The following is a 22,249-nucleotide window of genomic DNA, read 5'->3' on the forward strand; positions in this document are numbered from 1 at the left end:
CGCCATCGTCTGAAAGGTCCTTCGGCTTCGCCTCAGGATGACGGGTTGGATTGTTCGGGAAGTATAGAAGGGGGAGCCCCAAGCCCATGATGACCATTCTCGGCATACCGACCCAGGCCCTGTTCGGGCAATTGCTGCTCGGTCTCATCAACGGCGCGTTCTACGCCATGCTCAGCCTGGGGCTGGCGCTGATCTTCGGGCTTCTCAACATCATCAATTTCAGCCACGGCGCCCTTTACATGATGGGCGCCTTCGTCGCTTGGTTGGCCCTGAACTTCCTGGGGCTGGGCTACTGGCCCGCCCTGCTCCTCGCGCCCCTGGTGGTGGCCGTGGTCGGCATCGTCATCGAGCGCACCATGCTGTGCCGGCTCTACAAGCTGGACCACCTCTACGGCCTGCTGCTGACCTTCGGCCTCGCCCTGATCATCGAAGGCCTGTTCCGCGAGGGCTACGGCGTGTCGGGCCAGCCCTACGCCGTTCCCAAGGAACTGGCCGGCGGCTGGAACCTGGGCTTCATGTTCCTGCCCATCTATCGCGGCTGGGTGGTGGTGGCCTCGCTGATTCTCTGCCTGGGCACCTGGTACGCCATCGAGAAGACCAAGCTGGGCGCTTACTTGCGCGCCGGCACCGAGAATCCCACCCTGGTCCAGGCCTTCGGCATCAACGTGCCGCTGATGATCACGCTGACCTACGGCTTCGGCGTGGCGCTGGCGGCCATCGCCGGCGTGCTGGCCGCCCCCATCTATCAGGTCAGCCCCAAGATGGGATCGGACCTGATCATCGTGGTGTTCGCCGTGGTGGTGATCGGCGGCATGGGCTCGATCCTGGGCTCCATCGTCACCGGCTACATGCTGGGGCTGGTGGAGGGGCTGACCAAGGTGTTCTACCCCGAGGCCGCCAGCACCGTGATCTTCATGGTCATGGTGGTGGTGCTGCTGATCAAACCGGCCGGCCTGTTCGGCAAGGGAGCCTGAGGCCATGACCGTGACCGCCATTCCCTCGCGACAGAAAGCCTTCGTCCTGGCCCTGCTGGCCGTGGCGCTGGTCCTGCCCTTCACCGTCTATCCGGTGTTCCTGATGAAGGGGTTGTGCTTCGGCCTGTTCGCCGCCGCCTTCAACCTGCTGCTGGGCTATGTGGGCCTGCTGTCCTTCGGCCATGCCATGTTCTTCGGCTGGTCGGCCTATCTCACCGCCCATGCCGCCAAGGAATGGGGCCTGACCCCCGAAATCGCCATCCTGCTGGGCGTGGCGCTGGCCACGGTGCTGGGCGCCGTGGTCGGCTGGCTGGCCATCCGCCGCCAGGGCATCTACTTCTCCATGATCACCCTGGCGCTGGCCCAGCTGGGCTTCTTCGTGGCGGTGCAAGCCCCCATGACCCATGGCGAGGACGGCATCCAGGGCGTGCCGCGCGGCCATCTGTTCGGGCTGATCGACCTGTCCAACACCATGACCATGTACTATTTCGTGCTGGCGGTGTTCGTGGTTTCGCTGCTGTTCCTGCACAGGGTGGTGAATTCCCCCTTCGGGCAGGTCCTGAAGGCCATCCGCGACAACGAGCCCCGCGCCATCTCGCTGGGCTACGAGGTCACCCGCTACAAGCTGATCGCCTTCGTGCTGTCGGCCGCCTTCGCCGGCCTGGCCGGCTCGCTGAAAAGCCTGGTGTTCCAGCTGGCCTCGCTGGCCGACGTCAACTGGCACATGTCGGGCGAGGTGGTGCTGATGACCCTGCTGGGCGGGGTCGGCACCGTTCTGGGGCCGACGGTGGGCGCCTTCCTGGTGGTGGCCATCCAGGATTACTTCGCCGGAGTGGGCTCCTGGGTCATCATCATCCAGGGCATCATCTTCGTTGTTTGCGTGTTGTTGTTCCGTAGCGGTATGATCGGCGTGCTGGCGCCCTGGCTGAAGAGGCGCGGCATTACTGGCTGAGGTGGGGAGATAGGCTTTAGCATGCCGGAAACCGTATTGCGTCGCCGCGAGATGCTGGCGAACACCCCCCTGTTCGCGTCGGTCCGGACCGACCTGCTCGACGAGCTGGCGGCCAAGGCCAAGATGGTCAAGGTCGATGCCCGCGAGACGCTGTTCTCCAAGGGTGATCCCGGCGACCGGCTCTATCTGGTGGCCAAGGGCATGATCCGCATCGGCGTGCTGTCCGCCGACGGGCGCGAGGTGACCTACGGCCTGATCAAACCCGGCCAGCTGTTCGGCGAGATCGCCGTGCTGGACGGCAAGGAGCGCTCGGCCGACGCCACCGCCATGGAGGCCACCGAGCTGATCGCCCTGGAGCGCAAGGACGTCCACGCCTTCCTGCACAACCACCCGGTCCAGGCGCTCCACCTGATCGAGGTGCTGTGCGACCGCATCCGCAAGGCCGACAACCAGCTGGAGGACATGGTGTTCCTGTCCCTGCCGTCCCGGCTGGCCAAGCACCTGCTGATGCTCGACCAGACCCTGGGGACCAGGGCCAAGGCCGGCGCCCCCTCGACCATCAAGCTGTCGCAGCAGGAAATCGCCGACCATCTGGGCATCAGCCGCGAAAGCGTCAACAAGGTGCTGTCCAAGTGGGAACAGGCCGGAATCGTCACCCTGGGCCGGGGCCAGATCACGCTCAACAAGGTCGCCGCCCTGGAGGGGCTGACCTCCCTCGACTGATTTTCGGCTTGTGTGAGACTCTTCACAGACGCGGCACCCCGCCCGCCCCTACCTTGGTCCTGTCACGAATTGTTGTCCGTCCCCTCCTCGAACGAACGAACGGGACAGAAAGACGGGCCCGAGGGTGACTTTTGGGGCACTACCTCTGGGCAAAAGCCCCCGGCGTCGATCCTCCGCCGGGGGCTTTTTCCGTTCTTGCCCGCCGAGAGCCCTACCTCGGCACCATTCCCGCCAGCGGCTTGGTCAGCACCGTGGCGAACAGGGCCATCAGCACCATGGCCCCGAAGGTGGTTTCCGAGATCAGCCCGGCATCGGCCAGCAGGGTGAGAACCACCAGTTCCATCAGCCCCTTGCAGGTCAACAGGCCGCCCAGCATCCATGCCTCGCGCCCCGTGCAGCCGCCCATCCAGGCGGGCAGCGCCGAGACCAGCTTGCCGAGGATCGCCGCCGCGCTCATCACCCAGAAGATGGTCATGGCGCCGCCGCCCAGATCGATGCGGGTCTTCAGCCCCACCGAGATGAAGAAGAACGGCAGCAGCACCACCTGCACGAAGGTCTCGAAGCTGCCGACGATGGCCATGGCCAGGGTGCGGGGCATCACCGCCCCGAAGACGAAGGCGCCGATCACCGCGTGCAGCCCCATGGCCTCGGTGGCCAGCGCCGAGGCCGACAGGCCGATGGTCAGCAGCACCACGTCGCCGGGCGACACCCGGCCGCTGGCCTCGACGCCCGCGAAGACCCGCGACAGCAGCGGCCGGACCACCACCACCATGAAGCCGACGAACAGCTGGGCTCCGGCCGCCGCCCACCCCGCCGACCACGGGTCGCCCCCCTGGGCCACCGCCAGCAGCAGCGCCACCGCCACCCACAGGGCGGCATCGTTGAAGGCCGCCGCGCCGAGCGCCATGACACCCACCTTGTGCCGTTCCAGCCCCATCTCGCGCACCACGGCGCCCAGCACGGGAAGCGCCGTCACTCCCGCCGCGATGCCCATGGCGGCGGCGAAGATGGGCCGCGAGGCGAAGAAGCCGGCGGATTCGGGAATGGCGGCGAACAGCCACCAGCCGCCGAAGGCGCCGGCCAGGGTGGGAATCGCCACGCTGGACAGCGCCACCACCGAGAAGCACCGCCCCTGCCCCCGGATCTGGGCCAGATCGAAATGCAGGCCGATGGAAAAGGCGAAGAACACCACGGCAAGGCGCACCAGCCCATCGAGGGCGGCAAGCGAGGCCGGCGGGAACAGAAGCAGGGACAGCTGGGGCGCCAGCCAGCCCATCAGGCTCGGTCCGAGCGCGATGCCCGCCGCCATCTGCACGGCGGCCAGCGGCATCAGGCGGCCGACCGGCCCCAGACGCCACAGGCCATAGGGCAAACCGATGATCAGGGCGGTCTGGATGAGGAAAAGAGTCATGCCGGCAAACCTGTCATGATGCGGGCGGGACGCCCGCGCTCCCAAATAGGGGCCATGTCCCGGAGCGCGGGCGTCCCGCCCGCATCGGCCTTATCCGCCCCGGCTTTCCTTGCTCATCATCACCCGCCCGGCAACGGCGATGGCGATTCCCACCAGGGCCACCACGATGGTGGCGAGCGCGTTGATCTCGGGGCTCACCCCCAGGCGGACCTTGGAGAAGATGACGATGGGCAGCGGCGTGGCGCCGGGGCCGGAGACGAAGGCGGAGATCACCACGTCGTCCACCGACAGGGTGAAGGCCAGCAGCCAGCCCGCCGCCAGGGCCGGCGCGATGATCGGCAGGGTGATCTTCATGAACACGGTCAGCGGCCGGGCGCCCAGGTCCATGGCCGCCTCTTCCAAAGAGCGGTCCATGCTGGCGAGGCGCGAGCGCACCACCACGGTGACGAAGGACAGGCTGAAGGTGACGTGGGCGATGACGATGGTGGTCATGGATCGCCCGTCGGGCCAGCCCAGCATCTGCTCCATGCCGACGAACAGCAGCAGCAGGGCCAGACCGGTGATGATCTCGGGCATCACCAGAGGCGCCGAGACCATGCCGGTGAACAGGGCGCGGCCGGGAAAGCGCTGGAACCGCACCAGCACCACCGCCGCCAGGGTGCCCAGCCCGGTGGCGAGGCAGGCGTTGAGGAAGGCGATCTTGAGAGACAGCCAGGCCGCCCCCAGCACCTGCTCGTCCTGCAGCAGCTCGGCGTACCACTTGGTGGAAAAGCCGCCCCACACCGTCACCAGCTTGGAGGCGTTGAAGGAATAGATCACCAGCAGCGCGATGGGCAGGTAGAGGAAGGCGTAGACCAGCGCCAGGGTGGTGTAGAGGGCGAAGCCGCGGTTGTTCATCCCACTGCCCCCGCTGTCATCCCGACGACCATCGGGAGGAGGGATCTCGTCCTGATCCGATTTTTGCGATATGGCGACAATGGTCCAGGCGGAGATCCCTCGACTTCGCTCGGGATGACAGACAGCGGAACGGAAATGACAGCGCGGTTGTTCATCCCTCGCGCTCCGCCCTTTTGGCCTCGAAATGCTGGAAGATCATGATGGGCACCACCAGGAGCACCAGCATGGCCACCGCCACCGCCGAGGCCGTCGGCCAGTCGCGGTTGTCGAAGAACTCGGCCCACAGCACCTTGCCGATCACCAATGTGTCGGGGCCGCCCAGCAGATCGGGAATGACGAACTCGCCCACCGCCGGAATGAACACCAGCATGCAGCCCGCCACCACGCCCGGCATGCTGAGCGGCAGGGTGATGGCAAGGAAGGCGCGGAACGGCCGGCAGCCCAGATCGGCGGCGGCCTCCAGCAGCGACAGGTCCATCTTCTCCAGCGTGGCGTACAGCGGCAGGATCATGAACGGCAGGTAGGAATAGACCATGCCGATGGTCACCGCGACGTCGGTCTCGAGGATCTGCAGCGGCTCGGAAATAATTCCCAGCGCCATCAGCGCCATGTTGAGCAGCCCCTCGGTCTTCAGGATGCCGATCCAGGCGTAGACGCGGATCAGGAACGAGGTCCAGAACGGCAGCGCCACCAGCATCAAGAGCGCCTGCCGGTGGGCGCGCGGCGCGCGGGCGATGGCATAGGCGGCGGGATAGCCCAGCAGAAGGCAACCCAGCGTCGCCATGCCGGCCAGCTTCAGCGAGCCGAGATAGGCCAGCAGGTAGAGATTGTCGCCCAGCAGCGTGTTGTAGCCGGCCAGCGTGCCCTTGAACACGCCATCCACCCACAGCGGCATATAGGGCGGAATGCCCATCTGCGGCTCGGACAGGCTGATCTTCAGGACGATCAGGAAAGGCACCAGGAAGAACAGCAGCAGCCAGGCATAGGGCGCCAGCCCCACCAGGAAGCGACCGCCCCTGCCCTCCCCCAAATTCTTCATTTGGTCAGCACCAGGGAATCGGCGGGATGCCAGGCCAGGAACACCGGGTCGTCCCAGGTCAGGCGGCTTTCCTCGCCGTGATGCAGGTTGGTGCGCAGGGCCTGCACCTTGCGGCCCGAGGCGAGGCGCACGTGGTAGACGGAGACGTCGCCGAGATAGGCGATGTCGCTGACCACGCCTTCGGCCCAGTTCAGGCCCGCCTGCGGCCTGTCGCGGCCGATGATCATCTTTTCCGGCCGCACCATGACGGTGACCGCAGCGCCACCCGCCACCGCGCCGCCGCCGGTCACCGTCAGGTCGTGCTCCAGTTCCGGGCAGGAGACGGCGAGCGTCCCCTCGCCGCCCTTGGCGGTGCCTTCGAACATGTTGGCGACACCGATGAAATCGGCCACGAAGCGGGTGCCGGGATATTCGTAGATGTCCACCGGGCTGCCCACCTGCTCGATGCGGCCGGCGTTCATCACGCCGATACGGCTCGACATGGTCATGGCTTCGCCCTGGTCGTGGGTGACCATGACGAAGGTGATTCCCACCCGGTCCTGGATGTTGACCAGCTCCAGCTGGGTGGCTTCCCGCAGTTTCTTGTCCAGCGCCGCCAAGGGCTCGTCCAGCAGCACCACCTTGGGCTCCTTGGCGAGGCAGCGGGCGAGCGCCACGCGCTGGCGCTGGCCGCCGGACAGCTGGTGCGGCTTGCGGCCCGCGAACTTGCCCATCTGGACGAGGTCCAGGCTGGCCGCCACCTTGTCCCTGATCACCGCCGCCGCCAGCCCATCCTGCTTCAGGCCGAAGGCGATGTTGTCGGCGACGCTCATATGGGGGAACAGGGCGTAGGACTGGAACATCATGTTCACCGGCCGCTCATAGGGCGGCACATTGGTGACGTCCTGGCCATCGATGAGGATGCGCCCCGTGGTGGGGGTCTCGAAGCCGGCCAGCATGCGCAACAGCGTGGTCTTGCCGCAGCCCGAGGCGCCGAGCAGCGAGAAGAACTCGCCCTTGTGAATGGCCAGATCCACGTGCTCGACGGCGGTGAAGTCGCCGAACCGTTTGGAAATCCCCTCGAAGCGGATCAGCGGAACCGCCTGGGGATCGTTCCAGGGAGCATCCGCCTCCCGCTTGACCGCCGCCTGTGCCATGCCCTCAGCGACCCGTTTTGACGGTGGTCCACAGGCGGGTGCGCTCGCGCTCCTTGCCCATGTCGGCCGGGGGAACCTGGAACAGCTTGGCGGCAATCGCCTCGGGCGGGAACACCACCGGGTCGGCCTGGATGTCCTTCCTGATCAGGCTCTTGGAATCGAGCACCGGGTTGGCGTAGCCGGTCAGGTTGGTGAAGCCCGCCGCCACCTCGGGCTTCATCAGGAAGTCGATGAAGCGGTGGGCGTTCTCGGGATGGGGCGCATCCGCCGGAATCACCATGGAATCGATGTTGATCACCGCGCCTTCCTTGGGCACGACGATCTTGATGTTGACGCCCTTGCCGGCCTCGGCGGCGCGGTTGCGCGCCTGGACCAGATCGCCCACATAGCCGTGCGCCATGCAGATGTCGCCATTGGCGAGATCGTTGATGAACTTGGACGAGTGGAAATACTTGATGTTGGGCCGCACCTTGCCCACCGCCTCGGCCGCCGCCTTGAGATCGGCGGAGTCCAGCGAGGCGCCGTTCTTGCCCAGATAGGTCAGCGCGGCGGGGAACACCTCGGTCGGCGCGTCCAGCAGGCTGACGCCGCACCCCTTCAGCTTGGACACCTGGGCGGGGTCGAACAGGGCCGACCAGCCGGTGAGGTCCATGCCCGGCGCCGCCTTGGCCACCTTGTCCACGTTGTAGGCGTAGCCGGTGGGCGAGATGGCGTAGGGAACGGCGTAGAGATTGCCCGGATCGGCCGAGCGGTTCAGCGTCACCATCACCTGGGGGTCCAGGTTGCCGTAATTGGGCAGCTTGGAGCGGTCCAGCTTGCGGTGGATGCCGGCCTTGATCTGGTTGGCGAGGAAGGGCGAGGCCGACGGGAACACCACGTCGTAGCCCGACTTGCCGGCCTGCAGCTTGGCCTGCAGCACCTCGTTGCTGTCGTAGACGTCGTAATTGACTTTGATGCCGGTCTGGGCCGTGAACTTCTCCAGCGTGTCGGGAGCGATGTAATCCGACCAGTTGTAGACGTTCAGCACCTTGTCTTCCGCCGCCTGGGCCGAAGAAAGGACCGCAACCAGCGACACCGCGACAGCCGTCAAGGAAACGCGCATGACCTTATCCCCCAGCCAGGAAGCCTGATGCCGGGCCGCTCGCCGCCGTCCCGCGCGGGGCCGATATTTCCGGTCCCGGGAGTGCATTGTCAACGGGCAATGCTCAAAAAAAAGCCCGCCGGAGAAGAACTCCGGCGGGTCTCGCAGTTTGCGGGAGGTAACTCTAGTGATTCGAGGCCGAGGCCGCGCCGATTCCGGTCTGGGCGCGGACGTACTGGTCGTCGAACTGCGCCTTCTCCGCCTTAGCCGCCTCGCTGCCGTCCAGCTTGGAAACCAGGATGGTGACGGCGAAGGCGAAGGTCATGGAGAACAGGGCGGGATGCTCGTAGGGGAAGATGGGCGCCGCGTTGCCCAGCACCGCCACCCACACCGTCTTGGACAGCACCACGCAGGTCACCGCCGAGACCAGGCCGGCGATGCCGCCCCACAGGGCGCCCTTGGTGGTCAGGCCCTTCCAGTACATGGACAGGAACAGCACCGGGAAGTTGGCCGAGGCCGCGATGCCGAAGGTCAGGCCCACCAGGAAGGCGACGTTCTGCTTCTCGAACATGATGCCCAGCACCACGCCCAGCACGCCGAGAACCAGCGAGGCCAGCTTGGAGACGCGCATCTCCTCGGCCTCGGTGGCGTGGCCCTTGCGGATCACCCGGGCATAGATGTCGTGGGCGATGGCCGAGGCGCCGGCCAGAGCCAGCCCCGACACCACCGCCAGGATGGTGGCGAAGGCCACCGCCGACAGGAAGCCCAGGAAGATGTCGCCGCCCAGGGCCTTGGCCAGATGCATGACCGGCATGTTGCCGCCGCCCAGCAGCTTGCCGCCCACCTTGCCGCCCTCGAAGAACTGCGGGTCGGTGCCGACGATGCTGATGGCCGCCAGGCCCAGGATGCACACCACCAGGAAGAAGAAGCCGATGAAGCCCGAGGCGTAGAACACGCTCTTGCGCGCCTCCTTGGCGTTGGGCACGGTGAAGAAGCGCATCAGGATGTGCGGCAGCGCGGCGGTGCCGAACACCAGACCCAGCGACAGCGACACCGCCGAGACCGGATCGGCCAGCAGGGTGCCGGGCCCCATGATCTTGGCGCCCGCCTTGTGCGACGACACCGCCTTGGCGGCCAGGGTCTCGATGCTGAAGCCGAACTTGGACAGGGCCAGCACGCCCAGCAGGGTGCCGCCGCCCAGCAGCAGCACCGCCTTGATGATCTGCACCCAGGTGGTGGCGATCATGCCGCCGAAGGTGACGTAGACCACCATCAGCACGCCCACCAGGATCACCGCCACGGCGTAGTCGAGGCCGAACAGCAGCTTGATCAGCTGGCCGGCGCCGACCATCTGGACGATCAGGTAGAAGCACACCACGGTCAGCGACCCCATGGCGGCGAAGGTGCGCACCTTGGTCTGGTCGAGGCGGTAGGAGGCGATGTCGGCGAAGGTGTACTTGCCGAGATTCCTGAGGCGCTCGGCCAGCAGGAACAGGATGATGGGCCAGCCGACGAAGAAGCTGATGGTGTAGATGAAGCCGTCGAAGCCGGTGGCGAACACCATGGACGACAGGCCCAGCAGGGTGGCGGCCGACATGTAGTCGCCGGCGATGGCCAGACCGTTCTGGAAGCCCGAGATGCCGCCGCCCGCCGTATAGAAGTCGCTGGCCGACTTGGTGCGCTTGGACGCCCACCAGGTGATGCCCAGCGTGCTGGCGACGAAGACGAAGAACATGATGATGGCGGTGACGTTCACCGGCTGCTTTTCCGAGCCGCCGAGATCGCCGGGACCGGCCAGGGCGGGCGAAGCGACCAGCAGGGCCGCAATGGCGAGGGAGGCCGTACGGCCGACAGCCGCCATTGAGGCGGCGGCCAAGGGCGCGGAGGCGCCCGCCCGGCGAGGGGCAATGATAGTCCTATTCATTATTCCAGCACCTCGCGCACCACGTCCTTGTTCAGCTCCTCGAACTCGCCGTTGGCGAAGTGGGAGTAAAGGCCGGTCAGCAGCCACGACACCACGATGATGGCGGCGCCCACCGGCACGCCGACCGTCAGGGTCGAGCCCTCGGACAGCGGCGCGCGCAGGATGTTCGGCGCGAAGGCCACGATCATCATGAAGCAGTAATAGGCCCCCAGCACGATCACCGACAGGGTGACCGCCAGGCGCGACCGCTTGCGGACCAGTTCGTGGAATTTCGGATTCTGGCGAACCCGTTCGTAGATGGATGAGTTGGACATGTCCCCTCCGGAGGTTTTCCTTGGCCTCCCCACCTATCAAAGGAGCGTGTCCGAATTTTTCCCCAATTGTTGCCAATTGTTGCCGGGACGCTGCCATGCGGGATCATCAGCGCGGTTGAACTCGGCGAGCGTTTCACTAGACTCCGCCTCATGTCATCCTGAGCGTAGCGAAGGATCTTTCAGCCAGGAACGGTACCGCCTTGACCTGAAAGATGCTTCGCCGAGGCTCAGCATGACATCGACTCGGATCGCATGCTTTTTCCATGGCCCAAAGGCGGCCTTTCACCGGTCGGTACCTCGATGATCCGCTCGCGCCTGTTCTTCCGGCTGTTCTCGGCCATCCTCGCCGCCGTGGCGCTGTTCGCGGCGGCCATCTACGTCTTTTCCGTGCCCCTGATCGAGGAAAAGGCCTACGAGATCGAGCTGAATGCCAGCCGCACCATCCTGGACAACGTCTTCGCCATGGCCGGCAAGATCGACGGCAGCCTGGAGGACCGCCGGGCGCTCACGGTGGAGTCCTACAAGACCCAGTTGAAGAACGTGGTGTCGCTGGCCGCCTCGTACCTGGACCACGCCTTCGCCCGCGCCGACAAGGGCGAGATCAGCGAGGCCGAGGCGCGTCGTCTGGCCTTCGATGGCCTGCGCGCCTTCAAATGGGGCAACAACGACTACATCTGGGTGACCGACTACAATTCGGTGATCCGCTCCCACCCCGACCCCGAATTCCAGGGCCGCGACGCGTCGCGCGTCCAGGGGCCCGACGGCCGCGCCATACTGCCGACCATCATCGCCATCGCCCGGGACAAGGGCGAGGGCTTCCATACCTATCCCTGGCAGCGCCTGGGCGACACGAAACCCACCGAGAAGCTGTCCTATTTCATCGACCTGCCCCATCGCGGCCTGGTGATCGGCACCGGGGCCTATCTCGACGACATCGACCGCGAGGTGGAGCGGCGCAAGGAAGAGGCCATCGAGGATCTGCGCCAGGCCCTCCGCAACATCCGCATCGCGCGCACCGGCTACGTCTACATCTTCGATGCCGCCAAGCGGATGATCATTCATCCCAATCCCAACATCGAGGGCCAGGATTTCGGCACCCGCCCCGACCCCGCCACCGGGCGGCCCATCAGCGAGGAACTGATGGAGGTGGCCGACAGCGACCGGCCGCTCACCTATCTGTGGGACAAGCCCTCCGACCCCGGCAATTACGCCCATGAGAAGATTTCCTGGGTGCGGCATTTCAAGGGCTTCGACTGGTACATCGCCTCGTCGGTCTACGTGGATGAGCTGAAGCGCTCGTCGGCCGTGCTGGGCAACCGGCTGGTGACCATCGCGCTGGCCCTGATGGTGGTGGCCGGCGCGCTGGGCTATCTGGCGGTGGACTGGCTGACGCGGCCCCTGAACCGCCTGGCCGAGACCGCCGAGCAGGTGCAGGCCGGCAATCTCGACGCCCAGAGCGGCATTCGCCGCGACGACGAGATCGGCCTGCTGGCCGAGGCCCTGGACGGCATGGTGCGGCGGGTCAAGGACGACATCCTGACGCTGGACACCCGCGTGCGCGAACGCACCACCGAGCTGGAAGAGGCCGAGACCCGCCGCCGCCTGATCCTCGACGCCATTCCGGCCGCCATCGCCTATCTGGGCCGCGACGAGATCATCCGCTTCGTCAACCGGGGTTGGGCGGAGCTGGTGCGCCAGGACGCCGGTACCCTGATCGGCCGCGACCTCAAATCGGCCATCGGCCGCTTCGCCCACAATTCCATCCAGCCCCACATGGAGCGCACCTGGGCGGGCGAGGAGGTGACCTTCACCTATTCCTTCCCCCACCCCGACGGCCACGTGGTCACCACCCGCAATACCCTGATCCCTCAGCGCGCAGCCAATGGGGCCGTAACCGCCATGTTCGTCCTGGCGCTGGACGTCTCGGCGGAAAAGGAGACCGAGGCCCGCCTGATGGAGGCCCAGCGCATGAAGGCGGTGGGCCAGCTGTCCGGCGGGCTGGCCCACGACTTCAACAACCTGCTGTCGGTGATTTTGGGCAATCTGGCGGCGGCCCGCGACCGCTATGGCGAGGTCGATGGGCTGGATTCCTATCTCGAGCCGGCGGTGCGCGCCAGCCGCCGGGGCGCCGACATCACCTCGCGCCTGCTCGCCTTCTCGCGCCAGCAGCCCTTGAAGCCCCAGCCGGTGGACGTCTCCGCCCTGGTGCGCGAGGTCTCGGTGCTGCTGTCGCGCTCGCTGCCCTCCTCCATCACCATCACCGTTCCGGATGAAGGCGGCGAATGCTGGGCCATCGCCGATGCCAACCAGCTGGAGAACGCCCTGATCAATCTGGCGCTCAACGCCAGGGACGCCATGCCCGACGGCGGACGGCTGGAGATGGACGTGCGCCTGCGGACCGTCACGGATTCCCTGACCTTCGACGAACAGGTGGAGCCCGACGACTACCTGGAAATCCGCGTCTCGGACAACGGCACCGGCTTCGAACCGGAAGCCATGATGCGGGCCTTCGAGCCGTTCTACACCACCAAGCGCCTGGGCTCGGGCCTGGGGCTGTCCATGGTTTACGGCTTCGTCAAGCAGTCCCGGGGCTACATCACCCTGGACAGCCGCTTAGGCTCGGGCTCCACCGTCACCATCCTGCTGCCCCGCGCCGCGCCGGTGGCGGTGGACGGTGAGGAAGAGGATGCGCCGTCCTCGTCGTCCCGCTGGCAGGGCCAGCTGGCGCTGATCGCCGAGGACGACGCGGATGTCCGCGCCGTGCTGCGCGGCCAGCTGGTGGATCTGGGCTTCTCGGTGGTCGAGGCGGAAAGCGGCGACGAGGCCGCCGAACTGGTCAGCCAGATCGAGGGCCTGTCCCTGGTGGTCTCGGACATCGTCATGCCCGGTATGAGCGGCATCGATCTGGCAACGCGGATCAGGGGGGAACACCCCGCCCTTCCGGTAATTCTGATCAGCGGATTCTCCTTCGACACTAGCCCCGAGGCCGATGATCTGGTCATATTGCGCAAGCCATGGGAGATGTCCGACCTGGCCTCGGCGATCGCCCGGACGGCGGAGCCGTCGGACGCGGCTTGAGGGCAGGAAGGCCGGGGCTTGCGAAAGACCCGGCAGGCCCAAGGGGCCGCGCGCCTTATGGCGCGGGAGCCAGGCCGCCACCGGCGGCGCCCGGCGATTGAGGGGCAAGGGCGAAGGAATGAGCGGGAAAAAACGCATCTACGTCATCGACGACGAGCCGGACATCCGCGCCCTGCTGCGGCAGGTGCTGGAGGGCTACGGCTATCAGGTCACGCCGCTGGCCAGCGGCGCCCTGGCCCGTCAGGCGATCCGGCGCGAGACGCCCGATCTGTGCATCGTCGATCTCGGCCTGCCCGACATGGACGGCCTGACCCTGGTCCGCGAATTGTGGGAGGACGTGCGCTTCGGGGTGATCATCCTGACGGGGCGCGGCGGCGTCTCCGACCGGGTGCTGGGCCTGGAACTGGGCGCCGACGACTACATCGTCAAGCCGTTCGAGCCGCGTGAACTGGTGGCCCGGGTCAATTCCGTCATCCGCCGCCGCGAGCAGCTGGCGGCCAGCGGCGGGCCGGCGACCACCCGGGCATTCTTCGGCGAGTGGGTGTTCGAATCCGGCGATCTCAGCCTGACCCACGCCGATGGGCGGCAGGAGACGCTCACCGCCGCCGAGGCGCAGCTCCTCACCGCTTTGCTGCGGGCACCCAAGCGGGTTCTGTCGCGCGAACAGTTGCAGAGCGCCGAGCCGGAGAAGGACGACATCGCCTTCGACCGCGCCATCGACGTGCGCATCTCGCGCATCAGGAAGAAGATCGAGACCGACCAGAAGTCACCGCGCCTGATCAAGACGGTCTACGGGGCCGGCTACCTGTTCGCCGCCGACGTGACGTGGGAGTAATATCCCCTCGCCCGCTTGCGGGAGAGGGTGGCTCGGCGAAGCCGAGACGGGTGAGGGCGCGCGCGTCGGCGCGCCAAACGACTTAACAGGCCCTCACCCCGGCCCTCTCCCGCAAGCGGGAGAGGGAGAAGAAGGCCGAAGCTTTGCTTCTGTTATTCCAGCCCGCCGATATAGGCCGCCACCGCCTTCATCTCCAGGGTGGTCAGCTTGGTGGCCACCGCGTGCATGATGGACTTGTCGTTGGTGCGCGAGCCCGACACGAACTCCATCAGCTGGCTTTCCACATAGGCCGGATGCTGCCCGGCCAGACGGGGCAATTGCTCGGTCCCGTGGCCGGATGCGCCATGGCACGAGGCGCAGGGCGCGATGCCGGAATAGCGGTTGCCGTTGTGGAAGATGTACTTGCCCACGGCGGCGAAATCGCCGTCCAGGGGACGCTTGGACTGGGCCTTCTTGCCGCTGAAATAGGCGGCCAGCCCGGCGGCCTCCTCGTCGGTGAGGTCCTTGGCCATCTCGTTCATGGTGCCCTTGCGCCGGCCGTCGCGGAAATCCTTCAGCTGCTTGACCATGTAGGTCTCGTTCTGGGCGGCCAGACGGGGATAGACCGAGGTCGCCGCCTCGCCCTCCATGCCGTGGCAGAGCGAACAGCGCTCGGCGACGATCTCCTTGACCCGGGCCTTGATGTCCGCCGCCTGGGCCGGAACACCCAGCAGCAGGACGCATCCGGCCAGCATCGATCCAAAGCGCATCATACCCATGCCCCTCTCCTTTCGCCCATGTCGGACCTTCTGATTGCACCACGGCGGCCCCGCCCGTCCAGCGGAAACAATTCGTTATAATCCGGAGACACTTGGGCAATGACGGGCCGCTACAACCCTTCACAAAATACTGGAAGGGAGAGTCCATGATGTCCGCCAATCCCTATGAACTGGGTCTCGACAGGAACGCCGCCAATTTCGTCGCGCTGACGCCGCTCACCTTCCTGGAGCGCTCGGCCGCCGTGTGGCCCGACCGTCTGGCCGTCATCCACGGCCCGGTGCGCCGCACCTGGGCCGAGACCTATTCCCGCTGCCGCCGCCTCGCCGCCGCGCTGACCCGGCGGGGCATCGGCCTGGGCGACACCGTGGCGCTGATGGGCGCCAACACGCCCGAGACCTTCGAGGCCCATTTCGGCGTGCCGCTGACCGGCGCGGTGCTGAACGCCATCAACACCCGGCTCGACGCCGACGCCATCGCCTTCATCCTCAACCACGCCGAGGCCAAGATCCTCATCACCGACCGCGAGTTCTCACCGGTGGTGAAGAAGGCCCTGGCCGGCTTGGGCCGCGCCCTTCCGGTGATCGACATCGACGATCCCCAGTTCAAGGGCGGCGAATTGCTGGGCGAGAAGGATTACGAGGCGCTGCTGGCCGAGGCCGGGGAGGAAGCCCCCTGGACCATGCCCACCGACGAGTGGCAGGCCATCGCGCTGAACTATACCTCGGGCACCACCGGCAATCCCAAGGGCGTGGTCTACCACCATCGCGGCGCTTATCTCAACGCGGTGTCCAACGCGCTGTCCTGGCAGATGGGCGACGGCACGGTCTATCTGTGGACGCTCCCCATGTTCCACTGCAACGGCTGGTGCTTCCCCTGGACCATGGCGGTGGTGGCGGGAACCAGTGTCTGCCTGCGCCACGTGCGGGTCGATGCCATCATGGCCGCCATCAGGGACGAGAAGGTGACCAATTTCTGCGGCGCCCCCATCGTGCTCAACATGATCAACAACGCCCCCGCCGGCCTGAAGGACGGCATCAGCCATCCGGTCAAGGTGATGACCGCCGGCGCCGCCCCGCCCGCCCCCGTCATCGCCGGCATGGAGCGCATGGGTTGGGAAGTGACCCACGTCTACGGCCTGACCGAATGCTACGGCCCCACCGTCCAGTGCGTCTGGCACGACAAGTGGAATCCCCTTTCCATCGAGGAGAAGGCCCAGATCAAGGCCCGCCAGGGCGTGCGCGGCCCCATGCTGGAAGGCCTGATGGTCGCCGATCCCCTCTCGCTGGAGCCGGCTCCTAAGGACGGCAAGACGGTGGGCGAGATCTTCATGCGCGGCAACAACGTCATGAAGGGCTACCTCAAGAACGAGAAGGCCACCCAGGAAGCCTTCGAAGGCGGCTGGTTCCACACCGGCGACCTGGCCGTCTGCCATCCCGACGGCTATATCGAGATCAAGGACCGCTCCAAGGACATCATCATCTCAGGGGGAGAGAACATCTCGTCCATCGAGGTGGAGGACATCCTCTACGCCCACCCCGCCGTGCTGGAAGCCGCCGTGGTGGCGCGGCCCGACGAGAAGTGGGGCGAAACCCCCTGCGCCTTCATCGCTTTGAAGGATGGCGCGGACGCCACCGAAGCCGATATCATCGCCTTCTGCCGCGAGCGCATGGCCCACTTCAAGGTGCCCAAGACCATCGTGTTCGGCGGCCTGCCCAAGACCTCGACCGGCAAGGTCCAGAAGTTCATGCTGCGCCAGAAGGCCAAGGAGCTGTGATGATCAAGGTACTCGTCGCGATCAAGCGGGTGATCGATTACAACGTCAAGATTCGGGTGAAGTCGGACGGGTCCGGGGTCGAGACGCAGAACGTCAAGTTCTCCATGAATCCGTTCGACGAGATCGCGGTGGAAGAGGCGGTTCGCCTCAAGGAAGCCGGCAAGGCCACCGAGGTGGTGGTGGTGTCGGTGGGCCCGGCCGCGTGCTCCGAGACCCTGCGCACCGCGCTGGCCATGGGCGCCGACCGGGGTGTTCTGGTGCAGACGGACGACGAGGTGCAGCCCCTGGGCGTCGCCAAGGTGCTGAAGGCCCTGGTGGCCAAGGAATCCCCCGGCCTGATCATCCTGGGCAAGCAGGCCATCGACGACGACAGCAACCAGACCGGCCAGATGCTGGCGGCCCTGCTGGGCTGTGCCCAGGGCACCTTCGCCAGCAAGGTGGAGATCGGCGCCGATGCCGTCACCGTGACCCGCGAGGTCGATGGCGGCCTGGAGACGGTGACCCTCAAGCTGCCCGCCGTGGTGACCACCGACCTGCGCCTGAACGAGCCGCGCTACGCCAGCCTGCCCAACATCATGAAGGCCAAGAAGAAGCCCATCGACACGGTCAGCCCGGCCGATCTGGGCGTCGACGTGGCGCCCCGCCTGGTGACGCTGAAGGTGGAAGAGCCGCCCAAGCGCAAGGCCGGCATCAAGGTGGCCGACGTGGCCGCCCTGGTGGACAAGCTGAAGAACGAAGCGAAGGTGATCTGAACCCGGCTGTCATGCTGAGCGCGAGCGAAGCATCTTTCAGCCGCTGTTGGCGACGATCTTGGTGAAAGATCCTTCGCCTTCGGCTCAGGATGACGCGAAAGAGGACGAACGAATGACCATTCTGGTTCTGGCAGAGCATGAAGGCGGCGCTCTCAAATCCGCCACGCTGAACACCGTCACCGCCGCGACCAGGATCGGCGGCGAGGTCCATGTGCTGGTGGCCGGTTCCGGCATCGGCGCGGTGGCCGAGGCCGCCGCCAAGGTGGCGGGCGTCGCCAAGGTGCTGAGCGCCGATTCCGCCCTCTACGCCAACCATCTGGCCGAGCCCCTGGCCGCCCTGGTGGTCAGCCTCGCCGGCGGCTACAGCCACGTCCTGGCCCCCGCCACCACGTCGGGCAAGAACGTCAGCCCCCGCGTCGCGGCGCTGCTGGACGTGGCGCAGATTTCCGAGATCACGGCGGTGGTGTCGCCCGACACCTTCGTGCGTCCCATCTATGCCGGCAACGCGCTGGCCACCGTGCAGTCCAAGGACGCGGTCAAGGTGATCACCGTGCGCGGCACCGGCTTCGAGGCGGCCGCCGCCACCGGTGGCTCCGCCGCGGTCGAGACGGTCGCGGCCGCCGCCGATCCCGCCCTGTCCTCCTTCGTGGACAGCCAGCTCAGCAAGTCCGAGCGCCCCGAACTGACCAGCGCGCGCATCATCATCTCGGGCGGACGCGGCATGCAGTCGGGCGACAACTTTCCCCTGCTGGAAGCGGTGGCCGACCGCTTGGGCGCCGCCGTGGGCGCCAGCCGCGCCGCCGTGGACGCCGGCTTCGTCCCCAACGACTTCCAGGTGGGCCAGACCGGCAAGATCGTCGCCCCCGACCTCTACATCGCCGTCGGCATCTCGGGCGCCATCCAGCACCTGGCCGGCATGAAGGATTCCAAGGTCATCGTCGCCATCAACAAGGACGAGGAGGCCCCCATCTTCCAGGTCGCCGATTACGGCCTGGTGGCGGATCTCTTCAAGGTGCTGCCTGAACTGTCCAACGCCCTGGGAGGCTGATCCATGTCCACCTACATTCCGCCGCTCCGGGACATCCGCTTCACCATGGAAGAGGTGGTGGGCCTGGACGCCATCACCGCGCTCCCCGGTTTCGAGGACGCCACCGCCGACACCGCCGATTCCATCCTGACCGAGGCCGGCCACATCGCCGAGGGCATCCTGTCGCCCCTGAACCGGGTGGGAGACCAGGACGGCGCGGCCCAGGAAAACGGCGTGGTGCGGACCTCACCGGGCTGGAAGGAGGCCTGGACCACCATCGTGGACGGCGGCTGGAACGGCCTGCCGTTCTCGCCCGATTTCGGCGGCATGGGGCTGCCCAACCTCTTCAACCACGCCGTCCACGAGATGTGGCAGGCGGCCAACATGGCCTTCACCCTGAACCCCATGCTGACCCAGGGCGCCGTCAACGCCCTGTCCCTCTACGGCACCGAGGCGCAGAAGGCCTATTACCTGCCCAGGATGGTGACCGGCGAATGGACCGGCACCATGAACCTGACCGAGCCCCAGGCCGGTTCCGACCTCGCCGCCATCCGCACCAAGGCCACCCCGGACGGCGACGGATACCGCCTGTCGGGCCAGAAGATCTTCATCACCTACGGCGACCACGACATGACGGACAACATCGTCCATCTGGTCCTGGCCCGCCTGCCCGACGCGCCGCCCGGGGTCAAGGGCATCTCGCTGTTCGTGGTGCCCAAGATCCTGCCCGACGGTAGAAGCAACGACCTCAAATGCGTGTCGCTGGAGCACAAGCTGGGCATCCACGGCAGCCCCACCGCCGTGATGAGCTTCGGCGACCATGAAGGCGCCCTGGGCGAGCTGGTGGGCCAGCCCCATCGTGGCCTGGAATACATGTTCGTGATGATGAACCACGCCCGCCTGGCGGTGGGCCTGCAGGGCCTGGCCATCGCCGAGCGCGCCTACCAGCAGGCCCGCAACTACGCCCGCGACCGGGTGCAGGGCAAGCCGGTGGGCTGGACCGGCTCGGGCCCGGCCGGCATCGTCCACCACCCCGACGTGCGCCGCCTGCTGATGACCATGAAGAGCGGTATCGAGGCCATGCGCGGCATCCACTACACCGCCGCCGCCTGCGCCGACATCGCCCATCATCACCCCGAGCCCAACGCCCGCTACGAGGCCAGCCAGCGGCTGGAATTCCTCACCCCCATCGCCAAGGGCTGGTGCACCGAGCTGGGCCAGCACATCGCCTCGCTGGGCGTGCAGGTCCACGGCGGCATGGGCTACATCGAGGAAACCGGCGCCGCCCAGCACCTGCGCGACGCCCGCATCACCACCATCTACGAAGGCACCACCGCCATCCAGGCCAACGATCTGGTCAACCGCAAGATCCTGCGCGACAAGGGCGCCTTCGCCCATACCATGCTGGCGGAAACCGCCGGGCTGGCGGTGGAATTGTCGGCCAGCCCGCTCCTCCCCCTCCAGGCGGTGGGAAACAGGCTGTCCGAGGCGGCGGCGGCCGCCGCCCGGGTGGTGGACTGGCTGGTGGGCCTGGGCGGAGAGGACCCGCGCCTCGCCGCCGCCGCTTCCGTGCCCACCCTGGAACTGATGGGCATCGTGGCCGGCGGGCATCAGGTGGCCCTGGCCGCCAAGGTCGCCAAGGCGGCCATGGACCAGGGCCGCGACCATGACGGCTTCTACGCCGCCAAACTGGCCACCGCCCATTTCTACGCCGAGCACACCCTGCCCCATGCTGGCGCCCTGGAACGCGCGGTCGTCGGCGGTTCCGCCACCGTCATGGGGGTGGACGAGGCCATTCTGTAATCCCTCGAGCCACCCGTCACGAACTGGATGTCAAGGCCGGGCGGCAACGCCCGGCCTCTTCTTTTGCCCCAACCACCGGCACTCATGGCACCCAGCCACCTCAATTGGAAGTATACCAACACAAAATGGCAAGAAATTCCAATTGCGGACGGTAACGCCATACATCAATACTTTGATATTCGGCTGAAAGCCGAAGGCAAATACAAATGGCTTTCGACTTTGCATATGACACCACTAAAAGTTATTATCACCGACGACTCGATCATCACGGTCAAGAAACTGATTGTCCTGATGGAGGGGCTGGGCCATCAGGTGATCGCCACCGCCTCGACCGGACGCGGCGCCATCGAGGCCTATCGCAACCACCGTCCCGACCTGATGACCATGGACATTTCCCTGCCCGACATGGACGGCATGGAGGCCACCGCCCGCATCGTCGCGGAATTCCCCGCCGCCCGCATCATGATGGTGACCTCGCACGGGCAGGAGCGCATGGTCATTGATTCGCTGGACGCCGGCGCCAAAGGATATGTGCTAAAGCCAGTGCGAATCGAGAAACTCTCCGATATGATCGCCAAGATCATGGAGCGCGCCCCCTAGAGCGGCGCGGGCGAGAAACCGATGTCGGCAGCTTTTCCCGGTGGCAATCCTAGCGATCCCGGTTATTGGGAAGTCATCTTCGACGTCATCCCGTTCCCGGTCTATGTGGCCGACAGCAAGACCTATGACGTCATCTGCGCCAACCGCGCCATGATGCAGCGGGTCGCCGTCAGGCCCGGCGACAAGTGCCACGCCGCCATCAACCAGCAGGCCGAGCCTTGCAGCTTCTGCCGGATGCAGGAGTTGGAAAGCATCGCGGCCTGCGGCACCAACTACCTGGAATTCGAGCTGTTCAACGACATCGACGACCGCTGGTACCAGTTGCGGGAAACCATGGTGGCGTGGTTCGACGGGCGGCGCGCCAAGTATTCCATCGCCGTGGACATCAGCGCGCTCAAGGAGGTGCAGAACGCCCTGGCCGAGGCCCACGCCGAACTGGCCCTGAAGAACCGCCGCCTGAACGGAGCCCTGCTGTCCGAGCAGGAAGTGACCCTGAACCAGCGCAATTTCCTGTCCATGGTCTCCCACGAGTTCCGCATGCCGCTGTCCATCATCGCGGGCGCGGCCCAGGTTCTGGAACTTTATGCCGGCGACAAGCCCGAGGCCGATGAGGAGATCGCCAAGATCGACCGCGCCGTCCATCGCATGTCCAACCTGATCGACGTCTGCCTGGCCGACGACCGTTTCACCTCGGCGGTGGCGGCGCTGCAGGTCCGTACGGTGGACCTGTCCCAGCTGCTCATGGACATTTGCCGGGAGAAGACGGAACTGGGGGGGCAGGAGCGCCTGAGCGCCAACATCCCCCCCTCGGTCACCCTCACCGCCGACCCCGTCCTGCTGCGGGTCGCCGTATCCAATCTGGTGGACAACGCCTTCAAGTACTCGCCGCCCGGCAGCGGCCCCGTCCTGGTCGGCCTGGAAGCCGATCTCTCCGAGGCCCGCATCTCCGTCACCGACAACGGCCCGGGCATTCCCGCCGACGAAGCCGACCGGGTGTTCGAGAAGTTCTACCGCTCGCCCTCCGCCACCGGCACGCGGGGGGCCGGACTTGGCCTCTACATCGTCAAGCAGATCGCGGAAAGCCATGGGGGCCGGATCGGGGTCGAACCCGGACCGACCGGAGGAACGGTGTTCACCATCACGATTCCGGTCACTTCCGGCTAAGGTACC

General features: G+C 66.4%; 19 protein-coding genes. 11 read left to right on the top strand and 8 right to left on the bottom strand.

Annotation, left to right across the window (positions count from 1 at the left end; translation table 11 throughout):
• Positions 1 to 86: 86 nt before the first annotated feature.
• The 3 genes from ACV4UZ_RS07910 to ACV4UZ_RS07920 are packed head-to-tail and all read left to right on the top strand — an operon-like array spanning position 87 to position 2,649.
• Positions 87 to 974 (top strand): branched-chain amino acid ABC transporter permease, encoded by an 888-nt coding sequence (locus tag ACV4UZ_RS07910; RefSeq protein WP_491600347.1) that lies wholly within the window; start codon positions 87 to 89, stop codon positions 972 to 974.
• A gap of 4 nt (positions 975 to 978) precedes the next feature.
• Positions 979 to 1,926, top strand: coding sequence for a branched-chain amino acid ABC transporter permease (locus tag ACV4UZ_RS07915; protein WP_491600348.1), 948 nt, complete (start codon positions 979 to 981; stop codon positions 1,924 to 1,926).
• A gap of 21 nt (positions 1,927 to 1,947) precedes the next feature.
• Positions 1,948 to 2,649: a Crp/Fnr family transcriptional regulator gene (locus ACV4UZ_RS07920; protein WP_491600349.1), complete on the top strand. Its 702-nt coding sequence runs from the start codon at positions 1,948 to 1,950 to the stop codon at positions 2,647 to 2,649.
• 211 nt (positions 2,650 to 2,860) lie between these two features.
• Here the strand turns inward: ACV4UZ_RS07920 and ACV4UZ_RS07925 are convergent, their stop codons facing one another.
• The 7 genes from ACV4UZ_RS07925 to ACV4UZ_RS07955 form a co-directional block, all read right to left on the bottom strand.
• Positions 2,861 to 4,060 carry a cation:proton antiporter domain-containing protein gene (locus tag ACV4UZ_RS07925; protein WP_491600350.1) on the bottom strand — a complete coding sequence of 400 codons (1,200 nt, stop codon included), beginning with the start codon at positions 4,058 to 4,060 and terminating at the stop codon, positions 2,861 to 2,863.
• Positions 4,061 to 4,150: 90 nt separating this feature from the next.
• Entirely contained in the window at positions 4,151 to 4,957 is an 807-nt protein-coding gene (locus tag ACV4UZ_RS07930; RefSeq protein ID WP_491600351.1) for an ABC transporter permease subunit, read from the bottom strand.
• A 151-nt stretch (positions 4,958 to 5,108) separates the two neighbouring features.
• Positions 5,109 to 5,996 carry an ABC transporter permease subunit gene (locus ACV4UZ_RS07935; protein ID WP_491600352.1) on the bottom strand — a complete coding sequence of 296 codons (888 nt, stop codon included), beginning with the start codon at positions 5,994 to 5,996 and terminating at the stop codon, positions 5,109 to 5,111.
• Positions 5,993 to 7,132, bottom strand: a complete 1,140-nt coding sequence (locus tag ACV4UZ_RS07940; protein ID WP_491600353.1) for an ABC transporter ATP-binding protein — start codon at positions 7,130 to 7,132, stop codon at positions 5,993 to 5,995. The genes ACV4UZ_RS07935 and ACV4UZ_RS07940 overlap by 4 nt, the downstream gene beginning before the upstream one ends.
• A 4-nt stretch (positions 7,133 to 7,136) precedes the next feature.
• Positions 7,137 to 8,234 carry a polyamine ABC transporter substrate-binding protein gene (locus tag ACV4UZ_RS07945; RefSeq protein ID WP_491600354.1) on the bottom strand — a complete coding sequence of 366 codons (1,098 nt, stop codon included), beginning with the start codon at positions 8,232 to 8,234 and terminating at the stop codon, positions 7,137 to 7,139.
• A 163-nt stretch (positions 8,235 to 8,397) separates the two neighbouring features.
• Positions 8,398 to 10,074 (bottom strand): cation acetate symporter, encoded by a 1,677-nt coding sequence (locus ACV4UZ_RS07950; protein WP_491600355.1) that lies wholly within the window; start codon positions 10,072 to 10,074, stop codon positions 8,398 to 8,400.
• 62 nt (positions 10,075 to 10,136) lie between these two features.
• Positions 10,137 to 10,451, bottom strand: a complete 315-nt coding sequence (locus ACV4UZ_RS07955; protein ID WP_491600356.1) for a DUF485 domain-containing protein — start codon at positions 10,449 to 10,451, stop codon at positions 10,137 to 10,139.
• 300 nt (positions 10,452 to 10,751) lie between these two features.
• On the opposite strand from ACV4UZ_RS07955, the gene ACV4UZ_RS07960 reads away from it, so the two are divergent.
• Positions 10,752 to 13,529, top strand: coding sequence for a cache domain-containing protein (locus ACV4UZ_RS07960; RefSeq protein WP_491600357.1), 2,778 nt, complete (start codon positions 10,752 to 10,754; stop codon positions 13,527 to 13,529).
• Positions 13,530 to 13,647: 118 nt separating this feature from the next.
• The gene (locus ACV4UZ_RS07965; RefSeq protein WP_491600358.1) at positions 13,648 to 14,364 is read left to right on the top strand and encodes a response regulator transcription factor; all 717 of its coding nucleotides are present in this window, start codon (positions 13,648 to 13,650) and stop codon (positions 14,362 to 14,364) included.
• A gap of 152 nt (positions 14,365 to 14,516) precedes the next feature.
• On the opposite strand, the gene ACV4UZ_RS07970 is transcribed toward ACV4UZ_RS07965, so the two are convergent.
• A complete protein-coding gene (locus tag ACV4UZ_RS07970) occupies positions 14,517 to 15,122 on the bottom strand; it encodes a c-type cytochrome (RefSeq protein ID WP_491600359.1) in 606 nt (201 codons plus the stop codon).
• Between the two features lie 146 nt (positions 15,123 to 15,268).
• Between ACV4UZ_RS07970 and ACV4UZ_RS07975 the strand changes: the two genes are divergently transcribed.
• The 6 genes from ACV4UZ_RS07975 (at position 15,269) to ACV4UZ_RS08000 (ending at position 22,243) form a co-directional block, all read left to right on the top strand.
• Positions 15,269 to 16,897, top strand: a complete 1,629-nt coding sequence (locus ACV4UZ_RS07975; RefSeq protein ID WP_491600360.1) for an acyl-CoA synthetase — start codon at positions 15,269 to 15,271, stop codon at positions 16,895 to 16,897.
• Between the two features lie 2 nt (positions 16,898 to 16,899).
• Positions 16,900 to 17,649, top strand: a complete 750-nt coding sequence (locus ACV4UZ_RS07980; protein ID WP_491600387.1) for an electron transfer flavoprotein subunit beta/FixA family protein — start codon at positions 16,900 to 16,902, stop codon at positions 17,647 to 17,649.
• 112 nt (positions 17,650 to 17,761) lie between these two features.
• Positions 17,762 to 18,697 carry an electron transfer flavoprotein subunit alpha/FixB family protein gene (locus ACV4UZ_RS07985; RefSeq protein WP_491600361.1) on the top strand — a complete coding sequence of 312 codons (936 nt, stop codon included), beginning with the start codon at positions 17,762 to 17,764 and terminating at the stop codon, positions 18,695 to 18,697.
• A gap of 3 nt (positions 18,698 to 18,700) precedes the next feature.
• Positions 18,701 to 20,479 carry an acyl-CoA dehydrogenase gene (locus tag ACV4UZ_RS07990; RefSeq protein ID WP_491600362.1) on the top strand — a complete coding sequence of 593 codons (1,779 nt, stop codon included), beginning with the start codon at positions 18,701 to 18,703 and terminating at the stop codon, positions 20,477 to 20,479.
• A gap of 84 nt (positions 20,480 to 20,563) precedes the next feature.
• Positions 20,564 to 21,079, top strand: coding sequence for a response regulator (locus ACV4UZ_RS07995; protein ID WP_491600363.1), 516 nt, complete (start codon positions 20,564 to 20,566; stop codon positions 21,077 to 21,079).
• Positions 21,080 to 21,100: 21 nt separating this feature from the next.
• Entirely contained in the window at positions 21,101 to 22,243 is a 1,143-nt protein-coding gene (locus ACV4UZ_RS08000) for a sensor histidine kinase (protein ID WP_491600364.1), read from the top strand.
• Positions 22,244 to 22,249: the final 6 nt, after the last annotated feature.

This window comes from Paramagnetospirillum sp., assembly GCF_058402745.1.